The organism is Rhodopseudomonas palustris BisB18, from assembly GCF_000013745.1.
GTDB classification, from domain to species: domain Bacteria; phylum Pseudomonadota; class Alphaproteobacteria; order Rhizobiales; family Xanthobacteraceae; genus Rhodopseudomonas_A; species Rhodopseudomonas_A palustris_F.
In genome coordinates, this window is the sequence record NC_007925.1 from 5,119,887 (window position 1) to 5,135,658 (window position 15,772).

Genomic DNA, 15,772 nt, shown 5'->3' on the forward strand with positions numbered 1-15,772 from the left:
GGCCTTTCGATGGTTGATCAGAGAATGCCGAAGGTCAGAAGGATAAAGTAGGTCGGGATCGTGAACAGCGCGAGCACCGTGGTGAGTGCCGTCATGACCGCCACGTAGTTGGCGTCGGCTTTGTAGGCCCGGGCCGCAATCGAGACCTGGGTCATCACCGGCATCGACGATTCGATGATCAGGACGTTGCGCATGAAGCTCGGAACTTCGAACAGGTAGCAAGCCAGGACCGTCACCGCCGGCGCGATCAGGAAGCGTGCCGCGATCAGGATTCCCATGTCCAAGGTAATCCGCACGCTGCGCAGGTTGGCGATGTAGATCGCGATACCGATGAACAACATCGCCAACGGCGTGGTCATGCTGCCGAGGTAGGTCATGGTGCTGGTGGCGAAGGTCGGCAATTTGACGCTGAGCAAGATCAGCGAGATGGCGACCACGGCGCCGATCAGCGGCGGCGACATGATGTTCTTGATGGTCTTCAGGCTCAGCACCTTCGGCACGCTGACGTCGGCGTTGTCGCCGCCCTCGAGCCGCGCGAACTTCGGTCCGTCAATGCTGAGGCCGTAAGCGCCGATGGTCCAGAACAGCAGCGACTGCACCAGATAGTACATCACCGCGATCGGCAGCGCCTTGTCGCCGAACAGCGCGATGTTCACCGGGAAGCCGATGAAGGCGCTGTTGGAGACGAAGAACATCGCGCGGAACGCGCCGCGGCGATAATCCGGAACCTTGAACAGCTTGGAGACGACGATGCCGATGAGCCACAGCGTGAACATCGAGCACAGCGGCACGATCACCGCGACGCCGAGCTGCAGCAGATCTTCTTTCTTGTAGGACTTCATCATGCTGACGATCATGTAGAGAGGGATCGTCACCGTCATCGCGAACTTGGAGAACAGCTGTCCAATTTCTTTGTTGAACCACTTGATCTGAGTGAGGTAGTAGCCGAGCAGGATCATCAGCATGCAGCTGAAGACCCCACTGAGGGATTCGAAAATGGCCATGTCAGTCTCCGTTTGGGGTGTTGGATGAGGGATAGGGGAGGCGGGAAAATTCAGTAAGCCGGCGAGGCCGCATCGGTCAGTCGAGCACCTCCATGGCGTCGCGGATCTGACGCACCGCGTAGTCGAACGGCATCGCCACCATGGCGATCGATGGCACTTGCGGAAACGCCTCCGTCGTCAGTTTGGACAGCACTTGCCCGGGATTGATTTCAACGAACAAGGTGGTGCCCAGGCCCACCAGGATCTCGGTGGAATCGTGCCAGCGCACCGGATGCGCGATGTTGGTGGCGACGTCTTCGCGGATCCGGTCCAGCACCCTGGTCGGGCGCGCCCGCCGATTGGTCATGTACTGCGCCCGCACCGTTCCCGGTTCGAGCGTCTTCAGCTTGTCGAGCAGCACGTCGGCGACGCCCTGCAGCAGCGGGCAATGCGACGGCACCCTGACCGCGAGCCGCTCCGCCTTCTTGCAGCCGGTTGCGATCGCCAATTCGACCACCCGGTCGACGCCGGGCAGCGCGCCGGCGACGACGATCTGGCGCGGCGCGTTGAGATTGCCGACATAGACCGGAAATTGCTCGGTGGTGGCCTTGGCCACCAGCGCCGTGACCTGCTCCTCGTCGAGCCCGACGATGGCGGCGAGCCCGTAGCCGGTGGTGAATTGCTGCTCCATCAACGAGGCGCGCAGATGCACCAGACGCAGCCCGTCGGGGAACGCCAGCGCGCCGCAGGCCGTGGCCGCGGCGTAGGCGCCCACCGAGAGACCGGCGACGGCGCTGGGTAACGCCCCCTCCGCGGCGAGCGCCCGCGCCACAGCGACGCCGGCGACGTAGATCGCCACCTGCGTTGACACCGTCGATTCGAGGATCTTCTCTTCGTCGAGCTCGAGCACGTTGCGGCCGAGCACCTGGCTTGCCTCGTCGATCGTCAGCGCGACGCTGGGATGCGCCGGCAATTCGTGCAGCATGCCGGCGCGCTGCGATCCTTGGCCCGGGAATAGAAAGGCGATGCTCATTGCAGGTCTCCCTCTGTGATGCTCCACGGGTCGCGAACCAGTCGTGATCCGTCGCAGGTCTTCAGCCGACGGCGCAGCGAGCGGCCGTCGCAATATTCGCGCAGCGAAAAGCATCCCTGCGGGGTCTCGACCTGGATGTCGGCGACGCCATCGACCGCGTCGACGCTTTGCAGCAACGCGCCGCCGTCGCGCTCCGAGAGCGGCGACACGGCGTAGATGACGAGATCGAGATCGCTGGAAACCGTCGCGGCCGGAATTCCGGTGGCCAGTTCGAAGCCGACGCTGCCGACCGGGCCCCACGGCAATCGCAGTTCGGACCAGGCGGCTTCGACCGCGCTGAAGCCGCGCAACGCCGGGATCGCGGCGAACCGCGCCGCCGACGGCTCGTGCCGGGCGATCAGCAAATCACTCGGGTTGATGCGCTTGGTGACAGAGCCGACCGAAATCGCGCCGGCAAATCGTTCGCAGCGCGCGGCGCCGCGAATGCCGACCGGAATCAACCCGGCTGCGGCGCGGCCGCGGCGCACCACCACGACGGGCGCGGCGTCGAGCGCGGCGAACACCCATGCCGGCGTCGACGAATCTGAAATGAGGGTCCGCGGTTCATCGATCCACAACAGGTCGTGCGGACGAAGCGGCAGCGGAATGAGGGGATCGGACATGATGCACGCCAGACGCGAGGGCGTCCTTTGAACGCGGGGGGAAGTTGCGCTCGCCCGACCTTGCGGCGGGCGAGCGCGTTGTCGAAATCAGCAGGCCGCCCACTGCTCGGTCATCATCTTGCGGACTTTGATCGAGGCCTTGCGGAACGCCTTGGCGCCATCGGATTCGAGCCGCACGTCGAGGGTGCGCGACGACTTGCGGGCATCCGCGATGGCTTCGATCAAGGTCGACTTCACCTGATCGATGGTCGCCGGCGTCGGGGTGTCCGGACCGGCGATCTTCAGCAGCTTGTGCAGACCGCCGAGCTTGTTGAACGAGCCGATATCGTAGGCCATCGGCACGATGGTCTCGCCGAGCTTGTCGAGTTCGGCGACGCTGCGCTTGGTGATGCGCGCGGCGGCGTCCTTGTACATCGCGTGGATCAGCACTTCCGGATCGTCGAACGCGATCATCCGGTTGGCCTGGCCGGCGAGCGCCAGGAACGCCCCGGACACGCAACGCCCGACGATCAACGCGATCACCGGATGACCGGCCGTGCGGGCATCGGCGTAAGCGGCGATGATCGCGGCGGCGGCGACGTGGATGCCGAACAGCTCCTCGCGACGGCCGTAGGCCTGGCTCTTGGTATCGCACACCGTGATGATCGGACGTTTGGTGCCGTTCTTGTCGGCTTCGATCACGGCGCGCAGGTTCTTGGTGCCGTACCAGCCTTCTTCCAGCCCGACCTCGGTGTGGCCGGTGCGCGGAAAGCGGGCATTGGCGTCGGGCGCCACGCCGACGAACACCGCCTTCTCGCCGCCGAGCACGGCCTCGGCCACCATCAGCGAGCCGGGATTGCCGTCGACCTTGCCGTTGCTACCCGTGAGGGCTTCGAACCACTTGCGGCCGCGATTGTTCAGGGGATCGGTCATTTCGCTACTGCCTTCCATGCGTTACGGATGTCTTCGGCGACCCACTGCTTGGAGGGGTCCAAAAACTTCAGGCGTTTGATGAAGAGTTCGTACTTGTCGGTCCGCAATTGCGCGGGCTGGCCCTTGCGGAACAGGTCGGTCACGGCCTTGGTCACCGCATCCGCATCGTCCTCGAGCAGCACGTCGGCGAAGTCGGTGGCGAAACGCTGCGCGCCGCCATTGACGCCCCAGACGAACGGCTTGTCGGCAGCCACGAATTCATCCTTGCCGGCTTCCAGCTCGATGACTTCGGGACCGTTCATGCTGAGGCGGGCCTGCCGCGTCATCACCACGTAGGAGGCCAGACCCGCGGCGAGCGACATGCCGCCGAAGCAGCCGGTCGGTCCGGTGATCACCACGATCAGCGGGGTGTGCTTGCGCAGCGCCACCATCTCCGCGTAGATCTCGGCGATCACCAGCTCGCCCATGTTGGCTTCCTGCAGCCGCACGCCGCCGCTCTCGAGCGACAACACCGCGCGGGTCGGAATGCCCTTCTCGTTGTCGAGCCGGGCCAGCCGGAAGGCTTCGGCCATCTTCATGCCGCAGACTTCGCCGATCGAGCCGCCTTGGAATTTGCCCTCCATGGCGATCACCACGGCCGGCTTGCCGTCGATCTTGCCCTTGGCGACGACGCAGCCGTCGTCGGATTGGGTGACGATGCCCTGCATCGGCAACCAGGGCGACTCCACCCGGTCGAACGGACCGAGCAATTCGTGGAAGCTGCCCTGGTCGAGCAGCTGCTGAGCGCGCGCACGGGCGTTGAGCTCGATGTAGCTGCGGCGCGCGGCGAGCGCGAGCACTTCGTCGGAAAGTGTTGTTTCGAAGGTCATGACTTGCTCACCTCAACAGCTTGCTGAAGACGCAGCGCCACGGTTCCCGGAGTGGCGCCGAAATCGTGGATTTCGATGTTTGCAGCTTCCGGATGCTGCTGCAGAAAGCGCTCGATGACCGCTTTCCAAGTGTCGACGAAGCCGGTGACGCTGGTCTGGATGGTGACGCGGGTCTCGCCGTCCACCGACGGCTCCATCAGGATCTCGAGATCGCCGGACCCGACCACCCCGACATGGGCGCGTCGCGCTTTCACCTTCGATGAAGGGAATTCGAAGTTCAGGATTTCCATTGCGAAAAATCTCCATTTTGATCGATGTCGACAGGCGCGCCCGACGACAGTTGATTGAGAGAGTCCAGGAACAGGGTGGCGGCGAACAAATCCCCGCTGCCACCTGGAGAGGCGTTCAGCTCGAGCAGATCGATGTCCAACTGATCGAGGGCATCGAGACCGGCTTTGGTCGAGGTGCCGCCCAGTCGCAGGATTTCGGCAGCGCCGCTCTTGGCGGTCTCGAGTGCCTTATGGCCGCCGCGGTGAAGCAGGCAGGTGTCGTCGAGTGCCGCCATGATCGCCAACAGAGCGTCCAGTCTGGCGAAGGTCTCGGCGACGCCGCGTGAGCGTGCCTGCTGCAGCGCCGGCAAGCCGACGCCGACGACGTGAGGAAAGCCGTCTTGAGCCTCCCCTCGGGCGCCGGGCACGCCGTAGCGCTCGACCACCCGACTGCCGTTGGTTGCGTCGGTCGGCATCCGGCTATCGCTGTAGCGCGCGATACTTCCGGCGATCGACGCGATCTCCACCGCATCCGCGGGATGGGACGACATCACTGCCCCCCCGACCAGCAGACCGAGCGACCAGATCGCACCCTTGTGGGTGTTGACCCCGGCGGTCGCCGCGAACATCGCGGCTTCGCCTTCCCGGCCGATCGCGGCAAGTTTTTCACGAACTTGCCGGCTCGGTGCAGCGCCTGCGACCGCGCGGGCCATGTCCCTGAAGCAGGGAAACAGCGAACGTGCCGAGCGATGCATCAGCGCGATGTCGAGGTCGGCATGGGCGCCGGGTCCGCGAGCATCGACCAGCCCTGGCTTGGGCGTCAGGCTGGCTTCTGCGATCATCGACTGCACCGCCAAGGTGGCGATCCGCGTCGGTAGCGCGTAGATCGGCGCCGAGAACGACGACTCCTCGCGACTTCTTGCCTGCTGCGCAGGTTGTGCAAGAGCTGAGTGCATCACCAGCTCCTGAAGCGTGCCGGCGGCTCGTAAAGTCCACCGGACCAGGTCACCAGATCCTTCATGCTGCGCGCCGACAGCAACGAACGGTTGGCGTCGGTGCGACGCACGCCGAGATCTTCCGGATAAGCCACCACGCCCTTTTCGCGCAGCGCCTTGACCTGCTTGGCGGTGGACTTGAGGCCGACCTTGGTGACGCCGGCGACCGCTGCGACCGCGGCGCGGCGCTCTTCGATGCCGTCTGCCTTGTAGAGGTAGGCGATGCCTTCTTCGGTGGCGACGTGGGTGACGTCTTCACCGTAGATCATCACCGGCGCGATCGGCAGCTTGGCGTCCTTGCCGACCTGGACCGCGTCGAGGGTTTCGACGAACAGCGGCACGCCGCCGGCCTTGAAGGTCTCCACCACCTGCACGCAGAGCTTTTGGCCGCGCACGATGGCGTCGTCGGAGGTGATCAGCGACAACCAGGCGGCCGACGGATGCCTGCGGCCGCGCGCGTCGCTGCCGAGGTTGGGGGCGCCGCCGAAGCCGGCAATACGTCCTTTGGTGACCGTCGAGGAGTTGCCCTGGGCGTCGATCTGCAGGGTCGAGCCCGCGAACAAATCGACCGCGTAGTGGCCGGCGAGCTGCGCGAACACCCGATTGGAGCGCAGGCTGCCGTCCGCACCGGTGAAGTAGATGTCGGGGCGCGCCGCGACGTACTTCTCCATGCCGTCTTCGTTGCCGAAGCTGTGGATGCTCTCGACCCAACCGCTCTCGATCGCCGGGATCAAGGTCGGCTGCGGGTTGAGAATCCAGTTGCGGCAGATCTTGCCCTTCAGCCCGAGCTTGCCGCCATAGGTCGGCAGCAAGAGCTCGATCGCCGCGGTGTCGAAGCCGACGCCGTGGTTGAGCGAGGTCACCTGATGCCGCTCGTAGACGCCGCGGATCACCATCATCGCGGTGAGGATCTGCAGCTCCTTGATGTCCTTCGGGTCGCGGGTCTGGATCGGCTCCTTGGCGTAGGGACGATCGCCCTCGACGATGACGTCGATCCAGCCGCCCGGAATGTCGATGCGCGGCAGCTTGTCGACGATCTGGTTGACCTGGACGATGACGATGCCGTCGCGGAACGCCGCGGCTTCCACCATCGACGGCGTGTCTTCGGTGTTGGCACCGGTGTAGAGGTTGCCCTCGCGGTCGGCCATGTCGGCGCAGACCAGCACCGCGTTCGGGATCAGATCGACGAACATCCGGGCCGACAGCTCGACATAGGTGTTGATCGAATTGACCTTGATCTGGCCGTCGTCGAGCATCTGCGCCAACCGCAGGCTCTGCGGACCGGCGAAGCTGAAGTCGACTTCGCTGGCGATGCCGAGCTCGAAGATCTCCATGTGATCGGGACGCGCGATCGCCCAGATCACCGCCTTGAGGTCATGAATCTTCTTCGGGTTCACCTTGGCGAGCGAGCGGGACAGAAAATCCGCCTGCTTCTGCACGCTTTCGATGATCACCCGATCGCCGGGGACCAAGAGGGTCTCGAGCGCTTCGACGATCTTCTTTTGCGGCAGGAATTTGCCGTTCATCCATGGGCTGACGAGTGCCATGCGACGCTGTTTGCCTTCGCGGCGTGTTGCCCAGGACCGAGCACCGGCCACTTCGCTTGTTGCGACGTCCATCGTTGATCTCTCCATTGGAAGGATTGCGCGACCTGCACCGACTGCGCCGCGCAACTGATGACGGCGGGAACCTGCGCTCGTCACAGCCAATTGAGAAATCGTATTTTTTCCTTTGCTTGATTAGTTTTTCAAATTGAGTTTCTGAAATACATCCTCTGATGGAAGGTAAAATAGCGCATGAACGTAAAAGTATGACTGATTGATCTGCAATCATGCGAGTCTTGATAAATCTGACAAATGAACAATTTTCAGCTAGTCATTCGGCAGACGCGGCGATCGAACGCCGCCCGAGGACTTTGAGCGATGAAAATCCGACAGATCAGAGCCTTCCTGGCGGTCGCCGAGGACTTGCATTTTCGCAAGGCGGCGGAGCGGCTTGGGCTGACCCAGCCGGCGCTGACTTTGGCGATCCAGGCGCTCGAGGAGGAGATCGGCGTGCCGCTGTTGCAGCGCGACCGCCACGACACCAAGCTGACATTCGCCGGCGAGGTGTTCCGCGGCGATATCACCGAGATGCTGGCGAGCGCCGAACAGGCCGCCGAGCGCGTCCGCCGCGCCTCCGCCGGCATGTTCAACTATCTCAAGATCGGATTCATCTCGACCGCCACCACGGCGCGTTTCATGCCGCGGCTGATCAGCGAGTTTCGCCGGATTCATCCTCAGGTCGAGCTCGGTCTGCAGAACCACGTCAACGTCGACCTGCTGGCGATGATCGAGTCGGCGGCGCTCGATGTCGCCTTCATCCGATTGCCGCTGGTGACGCCGCATCGGGTCGAAATCGCCAGCGTGTACAAGGAACGCCACGTGCTGCTGTTGCCGGCCGACCATCCGCTGACGCAACAGCCCTCGCTGCGGGTCCGCGATCTGCAGAATGCGCCGTTCATCATGTATTCGCGGCGCAACGCGCCCGGATATCACGACCTGATCATGCGCACCCTCAACAGCAACGGCATCAACCCGACGATCGCCCAGGAGGTCGGCGAGATGTACACCCTGGTGGCGCTGGTGGCGGCCGGCATCGGCATCGCCGTCGCGCCGATTTCCGCGCGCAACTACAATCTTCCGGGGGTGGTCCTTCGCGAGGCCAGCTGGTTGCCGGCCGCCGAGATCGGTCTCGCCTTCCGCAAGGACGACAGCAGACCGGCAAGCCGGCTGTTCATCGATCTTGCGTTGCGCACCCGACGGGAGAATGAAGCCGCCAGCGAGGACGAGGCGCCGACCGATCCGAGTTCGCCTGCCGCGGCGGCGTTGACGCGGCGCGACGCCGCGGAAAAGGAGTGAGGTCGTGGAATCCAGCCAGTTGCGGTGCTTTCTCGAAGTGGCGGAGACGCTGCATTTCACCCGTGCGGCGGAGCGGCTGCATCTCAGCCAACCCGCGCTCAGCACCCAGATCGAGAAGCTCGAACGTGAGCTCGGCGTCGATCTGTTCGAGCGCTCGCACAAGAAGACCACGCTGACCTATTCCGGCACGCTGTATCGCGAGGAGGCTCGAAAGATCCTCGCACTCGGCAGCCGCGCGGTCGAGCGGGCGCGGCAGGCGGCGGCCGGCCAGATCGGTCGGCTGCGGATCGGCTTCATCTCCACCGCGGCGGCCTACGTCATCCCGCAGCTGGTCTCCGACTTCCGCAAGCAGGCGCCGAATGTCGAACTCGACCTGCGCCACTATCTGACCGCCCAGCAGGTCAACCTGCTGTGCGGCGGCGAACTCGATATCGGCTTCCTGCGTATTCCGCTGCGCGAGCCGCGCGGCTTGTCGACCATTCTGGTTCACGAAGAACCGTACAAGCTGTTCCTGCCGGCAACGCATCCGCTGGCTTCGCAGGCCCGGCTCGAGCTGCAGGATCTCGACGGCGCCGAATTCGTCACCTATTCGAAGCTGAATGCGCCGGGCTTCGCCGAGACGCTGGCCACGGTGATGCTGCAGGCCGGGATCAGGCCGGCCGCCACCCATGAGGCCAGCGATATGTACTCGCTGATCTCGCTGGTCTCCGCCGGGGTCGGCATCGCCATTGCGCCGGCCTCGCTGCAGAACTATCGGCTGCCGAATCTGGTGATCCGCGATCTGCAGGGCATCCGCCCTTCCGAGGTGGCGCTGGCGCATCGCGACGGGATCGACCATCCCGCCGCGCTGGCCTTCATCCGCGCGGCGCGCGTAATGTCGGACTTCATCAAGCGGTGAGTCCTTTTGCACGCGATGCGTTCGAGGGAAGGCGCGCCTCGCCTGATTGATAGAACGACACCGCGACGCCGTCATCCTGAGCTGCCCGGCTCCTCAGAGGCTGACCGAACGAGCAGCGAGCCAAATCAGGGATATCGTCTTCATTGCGAGCCGAGGACAGCGCGGTGCGCTGGCCGAAGAGCGAAGCAATCCAGGGGCTTCTTGCGTGGCCCTGGATTGCTTCGTCGCAACAGCTCCTCGCAATGACGGGGTTGCGACGCGTCTCGCGCGCCATCCATCGCCATGCAAATTGTCAAACAGCCACGTCCGATAACGATCCGCCCACGCGCCATCGCTCTCGCGCAACGCCTTGCGCGAGTGGAGCCGGTAGTTTCCCCCCTCGCCAGGTGAGGGGGACGGAGCGCCGCAAGGCGCAACCGTGATTGAGTGGCGCTGCCCGGCGCTGCTCGCAAGCAGCGAAAGGCCGCGCACGCCTTGCGGCGCTCCATCGCGGGATTTGTCGACCCCAGGACCGTGCTTCCGGGGACAGGCGCGATGCACTCCGCACCGCCGATCCGGCGGGCTTTCCCCGCCTTCACCTGTCCCGCGTCCAGCCAACCAGCAAGTGGCAGAGCCTCGTAGTAGGCCCGGACGGCGACCCGGGGCGTCCCGGGCTTGCGGGTGCGAACCGCGCGCGCAGGACACCGCATCCTCGCTCCGCCTCATGAGCGCCCTCGAGAAGCGCCCCTCGTGAGCGAGGACGGAGTGATCATAAGCGACGTCGCAAAAGCGGGGATTGCTATCCGCGTTTTTTTTGCGGAGTGCGTAGCCCCGGATTGCTTCGTCGCAAGAGCGGCTCGCAATGACGCGCTGACGCCGGACTTCATTGATCGCTTCGGTCAGACACTCAGCATGACGCCGAGCTCGTTTCGCCCGCAGATGCGGGGCCGCATTCGCTCAGCGAAAATTGTGATCGAGCGTCTTGTGGATGTGGGTCGCGGCGATCGCCGCATGTCCGGTGCCGACCGCGATCTGGTGCAGATCCGACACCACGTCGCCCGCGGCATAGATACCGGGCACGGTGGTGCGCTGATGGTCATCCACCTTTAGGCAGCCGACCGGATTGGTGGCCGCGCCCAATGCGGCGGCGAGATCGGAGCGCACCTCGCAGCCCAGCGCCGGATACACCACGTCGAACGACGGCAGCGCGCGGTCCGCCAGCCGCGCGCGGATCCGCCCCTGGTCGCGCTCCAGCCCGATCAAAGGTCCGGCGACCGCGATGCCGGCGGCGTCGAGCTCCACCCGGCATTGCTCCGACGCCGCCTTGCCGTCGATAGTCAGCAACGTGACGTCCTTGGAGTAGCTGCGCAGGAATTTGGCCTTGGCGGCGGCGTCGTTGCCATGGCCGAGCACGGCGATGCGCTGGTCGGTGACCTCGTAGCCGTCGCACACCGGGCAATAGCGGACGCTGCCCTCCAGCACCGCGTCGTCGAGCCCCGGCAGCTCGGGACCGTCGTCGACGATGCCGGTGGCCAACAGCACGATGCGGGCGGCGATCCGCCGGCCCGGCGTGCGCGCCACGAAGCCGTCGCCGTCGCGCGCGAGGTCGCTCACCCGCTCGGCGATGATCGGCACCCGATAATGCTCGGCCTGTCGCCGCAGATTGGCCAACAGCCCGCGGCCCGAGACGCCATCCGGAAAGCCCGGATAGTTGTGGCTCTCCGGGATCAGCGCGGCGCGGCTGCAGCCGTCGTCGACCACCACGATGTTGCGGCGATAACGCGCCAGATAGATCGCCGCGGTCAGCCCGGCGGGGCCGCCGCCCACGATCAGGCAGTCGACGTGGTCGGGAGCAGCGGCGGTCATGGGCATGGATCCTAGCTGTTCCGGCCGACCAATTGCGGGTCCCGGCGGATTGTCTTCGGGGAGGCGCCGCGGCGGGCGCCGGGCGTGCCGAGCTGCTGGTCGATCGCGGAATTCAGCTGCGCGCCGAGCAGCACCACGATGGTGGTCATCCACATCCACACCATCAGGCCGATCGCGGCGCCGAGCGAGCCGTAGGTGGCGTCGTAGTTGGCGAAATTGGCCAGGTAATAAGACAGCGCCGCCGACCCCGCGAGCCAGCTCAGCGCCGCGGCGACGCTGCCCGGCGAAATCCAGCGCCATTGCGGCGCGGTGAGGCTCGGCCCGTAGCGATACAGCACCGCCAGTCCGAACAGTACCAGCACGGCGAGCGCCGGCCACCGGCCGTAGCGGATCAGCGCGTCGGCGGTGGCGCCGAGGCCGACCATCGACAGCACGATCGGCGCGGCCACCACCAGCCCGATCGCCGCCAACACCGCCGCCAGGCTGCCCAAGGTGAACGCCAGCGACACCGCGTTGAGCTTGAAGAAGCCGCGCTTCTCCTGCTCGCCATAGACCACGTTGAGCGAATCGATGATCGCCTTCATGCCGCCATTGGCGCTCCACAGCGCCAGCGCCATGCTGAACAGGAAGGCGGTGCCGAGTTTGACGTCGCCCTTGGCCAGCACCCGGCCGACCTGGTCCTGAATGATGCTGAAGGCGCCCGCGGGCACCAAGCCGGCGAGCAGCGACAGGTGTTGATTGATGGTGTTGCCGTCGGAGAACAGCGCGTAGGACGACACCAGCGCGGTGATCGCCGGAAACAGCGCCAGCAGCCCGTAGAACACCGTGCCGGCCGCGACCGCCAGCAGCCGGTCGTCGTTGGTGCGGTGATAGAGCGTGACGAGGATGGTCTTCCAGGCGGCCCACGACCGCAGCGAGGCCGGCCCATCGGGCGCGGTTTGGTGATCCGCCGCCCGGCGGGGCGGCGGATCGTCGGCTAATGAGTCTCGGAGTCCTGCCAACGCTCCAGATCCGGCTTGGTCGGCTTCTGATTGGGGCTCTGAGCGCTCTGGCCGGGGTCTTGCCATGGCTTGTCGGTCCCGCTCTTCTGCTGATCGTGCTTGGTGTGCGGATCGTGCTTGGTGCCGGAATCTGAATTGTCAGCCATGATCAACGTTGCTCCGCAGACTGGATCCGGCTGCCCGCATGATCCGCGGCCCGCTTGATCTTGTCCCCGACCTCGCCGGCCTCGGCCTTCAGCTGCTCCGGGGTCAGCCCCTGGCGACGGGCTTCGTCGCCGGCCGCATCGACCGCATCGCTGGCGAATTCCTGCACCCGGCCGGCCTGCTCGCCGACGAACTCCGAGGCGCGGGCTTTGAGCTCGTCGCTGCTGTCGCCGAAATACTCCGCCTCGAGCCTGGTGGTCGGCAACGACGCCGCGATGCCGGCGCCGATTGCCAGACCGACGGCGCCGAGCAGCAACGGCTGCTCTTCGAACATGTCGCTGAGCCGCGACCGCGCCGAAGCCAACAGATCGGCGCTGCGCTCCGGAATCGCATGCGCCAATCCGGACGCCGATTCCGCCACCTCGGAGCCGAGCCGCGAGGCGCGGTCGAGCGCGCCTGACGCGGTGTCGCGAACCGTCTGCGACGCCGCCCCGACCATCGCGCCGGCGCTTTCGCCGGCCTCCGACAATTGCTCTCCGATCGCATTGACGCGGCTCTGCACCGCAGCGCGACCGGACGACAACGCGTCGGCGGCGGCGTCCGGCAAGCGGTCGAGACCGCCGCGGCGGGCCAGCCGCTGCGCGGCGTCGACGGTCTTGCCGCCGCTGAACAGCCACAGCACGCCCATCCCGATCAATGCGGTGGAAACCGGATTGCGGCGCACCGCCTGGCCGAGATTGCGGACGAAATCCGCGCCCATGGTTTCGTAGGCCGAGTTTACGCTCATCGTACCATCTCCTTGGCGGCGATCTTGTCGCGCTCGATTTCCTGGATCATCACGGTTGGCTTCAAGGCGTCGCCGGACAGCCGGCTGATGCCGATGCTGATCAGGATCAGCGCCAGCACGCCCGCGCCGCCGCCGGTGATCAGATAGGACATCGCCGGGGTGAAGCCGGCCTGCGTCAACGCCGCCGCGATCGAGAACAAGATCAGCACCAATGCCGGCATGAAGATCACCGCGCCGGCGCCGATCATCGCGCCGGCCCGGCCGATCTGGCCGAGCTTTTCGGAGAATTCGGCGCGCGCCAGATCGATTTCGTTGCTCAGCAGTTTGGCGAGCTGGCCGAAGGCGTCGCTGAACAGTTCGGGTATCGACCGATTAGCTGGTGAATTCATCGCGATACCCCCTGTTGTCGTCGGACGTCGCGCGCTGCGAGGTGCCCCGGCCGGTGTCGGCCGAGCCGCCGGCGTTATCGCCCGAACTCTTCAGGAACCGCACCACGCCGAAGCCGGCGAGCACCGCGAGGCCGAGGAATGCGGTCGGCTGGCGCCGCGCGAAGGATTGCGCGCCGGCGACCAAGTCCTGCAGATCGCCGTTGCGGACGCTGTCGGACACGCCTTCCACCTTGGACGCGGCCTTGCGGATGTAGCTCGCGGCGAACGGCAGATCCTGATCGAACTCGCGGGCGGCGCGCCGCATGGTTTCGGCGAGATTGCCGACATAGTCGGCGCCGACGCCCTGCTGGTCGTGCACGCGTTCCTTGATCTTGTCGCCGGCCTGCGCGGCGAAATCCTTCGCCGCTTCGGTGAACTCGGCGGCCTGATGCTTGATGGTCTCGGCCGAAGAGCCGGCCAGCTCGCTGACCTTGTCCTTGAAGTCGCCGGCCTTGTCCTTGATGTCGCGACCGGCGTCCTTGCCGGCCTCCTTGAGATCCCGGCCGGCGGCCACGGTCTGCTCGGTGACGCCGCGCAGACTCTGCGGCGCCGAGCCTGACTGCTTCGTCGAGTTGCCGACGCTGGAATTCGACGGAGTGGTGCTCTTGAAGCTCTGTTCAGCCATTATCTTTCCTTCCCGGATTTAGATGTTTCGCTGTCTGTTCAACGCTGTCTGGTTCAATGCTTGTTGTGCGACGATGGTCGGTCGAACGAACCGGTCGCGGCCTCCGCCACCTTGCGGGCCCGCTGCCCGAGATCGCCGGCGGCCCCGGCAACACCGTCCGGAGTCAGCCCTTCCTGCTCGGCAGCGCGGCTGACTTCCTGATAAGCGCCGCTCACCGCCTCCTTGACGCCTTCGACGCTCTGCGCCGCGACATCGCGCGCCCGCTCCTTGAGGCCGCGGGCGGTGCCGCCGACCAGCCGATCTTCGATCCGCGAGCGCGGTAACGCACTGGCAATCAGTCCACCCAGCACCAGACCGATGCCGGCGACCAGAAGCGGGTTCTGCGTCGCCGTGTCCATCAGCGTGCGCCCGGCCCGATCGCCGGCTCGGGCCGCGCGATGCGCCAGATCCGCGGCGCGATCCCGTGCAATGGCTGCGGCGTCGCGACCGGCGTCGACCGAAGCCGAGGCCGTCTGCCGCAAACGCGCCGCGGCTTCGGCGGCGGTTTCGCGCATCGACGCGGCGGCCTGCCGCACCGTCGAGGCGGAGTCGCGGACCGAGTCGACCGCCTCGGCGGCGCTGCGCGAGCCGCGCTCCGACAACTCCGACACCTCGTCGGAAATCCGGTCGCCGGCGTCGTTGGCCTGGTGACGCAGCCCGTCGACGGTGGACGAGATCGTCGCACCGAGTTCCGCGGCCTTGCCCTTGAGCTGTTCGGTGCCGACCGCAACCGCCTCGCTGGCGGCGGCGTAGCGATCGGCGGCGTAATCGCGGGTGGCGGCCGCAGCCTCGCCGACCTCGGCGCCGATGTCGCGGGCGCGGCGACCGACTTCGCCGGCCAGCTCCATGGCGGCGTCATTGGCCTGACGCGCCACATCCTGGCCGCGCTTGGTCCCGGCCAGATAAAGCCCGGCGCCGACCATCAGCACCGGCGCGGGAATCGTCCTCACCACGCGCAGCAGCGGCACCGCGATGCTGGCGCCGATCGCCAGCGCCTGCAGCGGGTTATTGCGGATCGCGTCGGTCACGCTGTCGATCATGGCTTCGCCGCGGCTCTTGATGTAGCCGGAGACCTCGGCCTTGATGGCGTCCGGCGAGTAGCGTTCGCGGAAATCCTGCGCGGTGTCCGTCACCGTGGATTTCAGCTGATCGACGGTCGCAGTCAGGCCCGCCCGCGCGAGTTCGGCGTCGCGACGTATCTCTTCCAAGGATCGAGAATCGGCTTGGGCCATCGGTGGACTCCGTGTTGATTGGAAGGCGTGCATGTGAACTCGGCAAGTTCGGCTATGTTCCGTGAACCAAGCGGTTTCTGGCACTGGCGGGCGGATCGTGATCGCGCATCGACACGGCGACTGGACCTTGCGCAGCGCTCCGCAATACTG

The 15,772-nt window shown here is 65.9% G+C and carries 17 protein-coding genes; 2 read left to right on the plus strand and 15 right to left on the minus strand.

Translation table 11 applies throughout. The features are described 5' to 3' along the window. Nucleotides 1-17: 17 nt before the first annotated feature. The 8 genes from RPC_RS22990 to mdcA all read right to left on the minus strand — a co-directional run bounded on the left by RPC_RS22990 (nt 18) and on the right by mdcA (nt 7,342). Nucleotides 18-1,004, minus strand: a complete 987-nt coding sequence (locus RPC_RS22990) for an AEC family transporter (RefSeq protein WP_011474986.1) — start codon at nt 1,002-1,004, stop codon at nt 18-20. Between the two features lie 76 nt (nt 1,005-1,080). Further along, nucleotides 1,081-2,016 (minus strand): malonate decarboxylase subunit epsilon, encoded by a 936-nt coding sequence (mdcH, locus tag RPC_RS22995; protein WP_011474987.1) that lies wholly within the window; start codon nt 2,014-2,016, stop codon nt 1,081-1,083. Continuing rightward, nucleotides 2,013-2,678: a malonate decarboxylase holo-ACP synthase gene (locus tag RPC_RS23000; RefSeq protein WP_011474988.1), complete on the minus strand. Its 666-nt coding sequence runs from the start codon at nt 2,676-2,678 to the stop codon at nt 2,013-2,015. The genes mdcH and RPC_RS23000 overlap by 4 nt, the downstream gene beginning before the upstream one ends. An 87-nt stretch (nt 2,679-2,765) precedes the next feature. Further along, nucleotides 2,766-3,590: a biotin-independent malonate decarboxylase subunit gamma gene (gene mdcE / locus RPC_RS23005; RefSeq protein ID WP_041802218.1), complete on the minus strand. Its 825-nt coding sequence runs from the start codon at nt 3,588-3,590 to the stop codon at nt 2,766-2,768. After that, on the minus strand, nt 3,587-4,459 hold the full coding sequence (mdcD, locus tag RPC_RS23010; RefSeq protein WP_011474990.1) for a biotin-independent malonate decarboxylase subunit beta: 873 nt from the start codon (nt 4,457-4,459) through the stop codon (nt 3,587-3,589). Before mdcD ends, mdcE begins: the two co-directional genes overlap by 4 nt. Next, a complete protein-coding gene (locus RPC_RS23015) occupies nt 4,456-4,749 on the minus strand; it encodes a malonate decarboxylase subunit delta (protein WP_011474991.1) in 294 nt (97 codons plus the stop codon). Before RPC_RS23015 ends, mdcD begins: the two co-directional genes overlap by 4 nt. Beyond that, a complete protein-coding gene (locus RPC_RS23020; protein WP_011474992.1) occupies nt 4,737-5,684 on the minus strand; it encodes a triphosphoribosyl-dephospho-CoA synthase in 948 nt (315 codons plus the stop codon). Before RPC_RS23020 ends, RPC_RS23015 begins: the two co-directional genes overlap by 13 nt. Beyond that, on the minus strand, nt 5,684-7,342 hold the full coding sequence (mdcA, locus tag RPC_RS23025) for a malonate decarboxylase subunit alpha (RefSeq protein ID WP_011474993.1): 1,659 nt from the start codon (nt 7,340-7,342) through the stop codon (nt 5,684-5,686). Before mdcA ends, RPC_RS23020 begins: the two co-directional genes overlap by 1 nt. Before the next feature lie 303 nt (nt 7,343-7,645). On the opposite strand from mdcA, the gene RPC_RS23030 reads away from it, so the two are divergent. Together RPC_RS23030 and RPC_RS23035 are read left to right on the plus strand one after the other, a co-directional pair. Continuing rightward, a complete protein-coding gene (locus RPC_RS23030) occupies nt 7,646-8,623 on the plus strand; it encodes a LysR family transcriptional regulator (protein ID WP_011474994.1) in 978 nt (325 codons plus the stop codon). Nucleotides 8,624-8,627: 4 nt separating this feature from the next. Further along, nucleotides 8,628-9,521 carry a LysR family transcriptional regulator gene (locus RPC_RS23035; RefSeq protein ID WP_011474995.1) on the plus strand — a complete coding sequence of 298 codons (894 nt, stop codon included), beginning with the start codon at nt 8,628-8,630 and terminating at the stop codon, nt 9,519-9,521. 936 nt (nt 9,522-10,457) lie between these two features. On the opposite strand, the gene RPC_RS23040 is transcribed toward RPC_RS23035, so the two are convergent. The 7 genes from RPC_RS23040 to RPC_RS23065 are packed head-to-tail and all read right to left on the minus strand — an operon-like array spanning nt 10,458 to nt 15,622. Continuing rightward, the gene (locus tag RPC_RS23040) at nt 10,458-11,366 is read right to left on the minus strand and encodes an NAD(P)/FAD-dependent oxidoreductase (RefSeq protein WP_011474996.1); all 909 of its coding nucleotides are present in this window, start codon (nt 11,364-11,366) and stop codon (nt 10,458-10,460) included. 11 nt (nt 11,367-11,377) lie between these two features. Next, nucleotides 11,378-12,367 carry a YihY/virulence factor BrkB family protein gene (locus tag RPC_RS23045; protein ID WP_415914762.1) on the minus strand — a complete coding sequence of 330 codons (990 nt, stop codon included), beginning with the start codon at nt 12,365-12,367 and terminating at the stop codon, nt 11,378-11,380. Continuing rightward, entirely contained in the window at nt 12,343-12,513 is a 171-nt protein-coding gene (locus RPC_RS26955; protein ID WP_415914763.1) for a hypothetical protein, read from the minus strand. Before RPC_RS26955 ends, RPC_RS23045 begins: the two co-directional genes overlap by 25 nt. A 2-nt stretch (nt 12,514-12,515) precedes the next feature. After that, on the minus strand, nt 12,516-13,298 hold the full coding sequence (locus RPC_RS23050) for a hypothetical protein (RefSeq protein ID WP_011474998.1): 783 nt from the start codon (nt 13,296-13,298) through the stop codon (nt 12,516-12,518). Next, a complete protein-coding gene (locus RPC_RS23055; protein ID WP_011474999.1) occupies nt 13,295-13,687 on the minus strand; it encodes a phage holin family protein in 393 nt (130 codons plus the stop codon). The genes RPC_RS23050 and RPC_RS23055 overlap by 4 nt, the downstream gene beginning before the upstream one ends. Beyond that, on the minus strand, nt 13,671-14,351 hold the full coding sequence (locus RPC_RS23060; protein ID WP_011475000.1) for a YtxH domain-containing protein: 681 nt from the start codon (nt 14,349-14,351) through the stop codon (nt 13,671-13,673). The genes RPC_RS23055 and RPC_RS23060 overlap by 17 nt, the downstream gene beginning before the upstream one ends. Before the next feature lie 53 nt (nt 14,352-14,404). Next, a complete protein-coding gene (locus RPC_RS23065) occupies nt 14,405-15,622 on the minus strand; it encodes a late embryogenesis abundant protein (RefSeq protein WP_011475001.1) in 1,218 nt (405 codons plus the stop codon). Nucleotides 15,623-15,772: the final 150 nt, after the last annotated feature.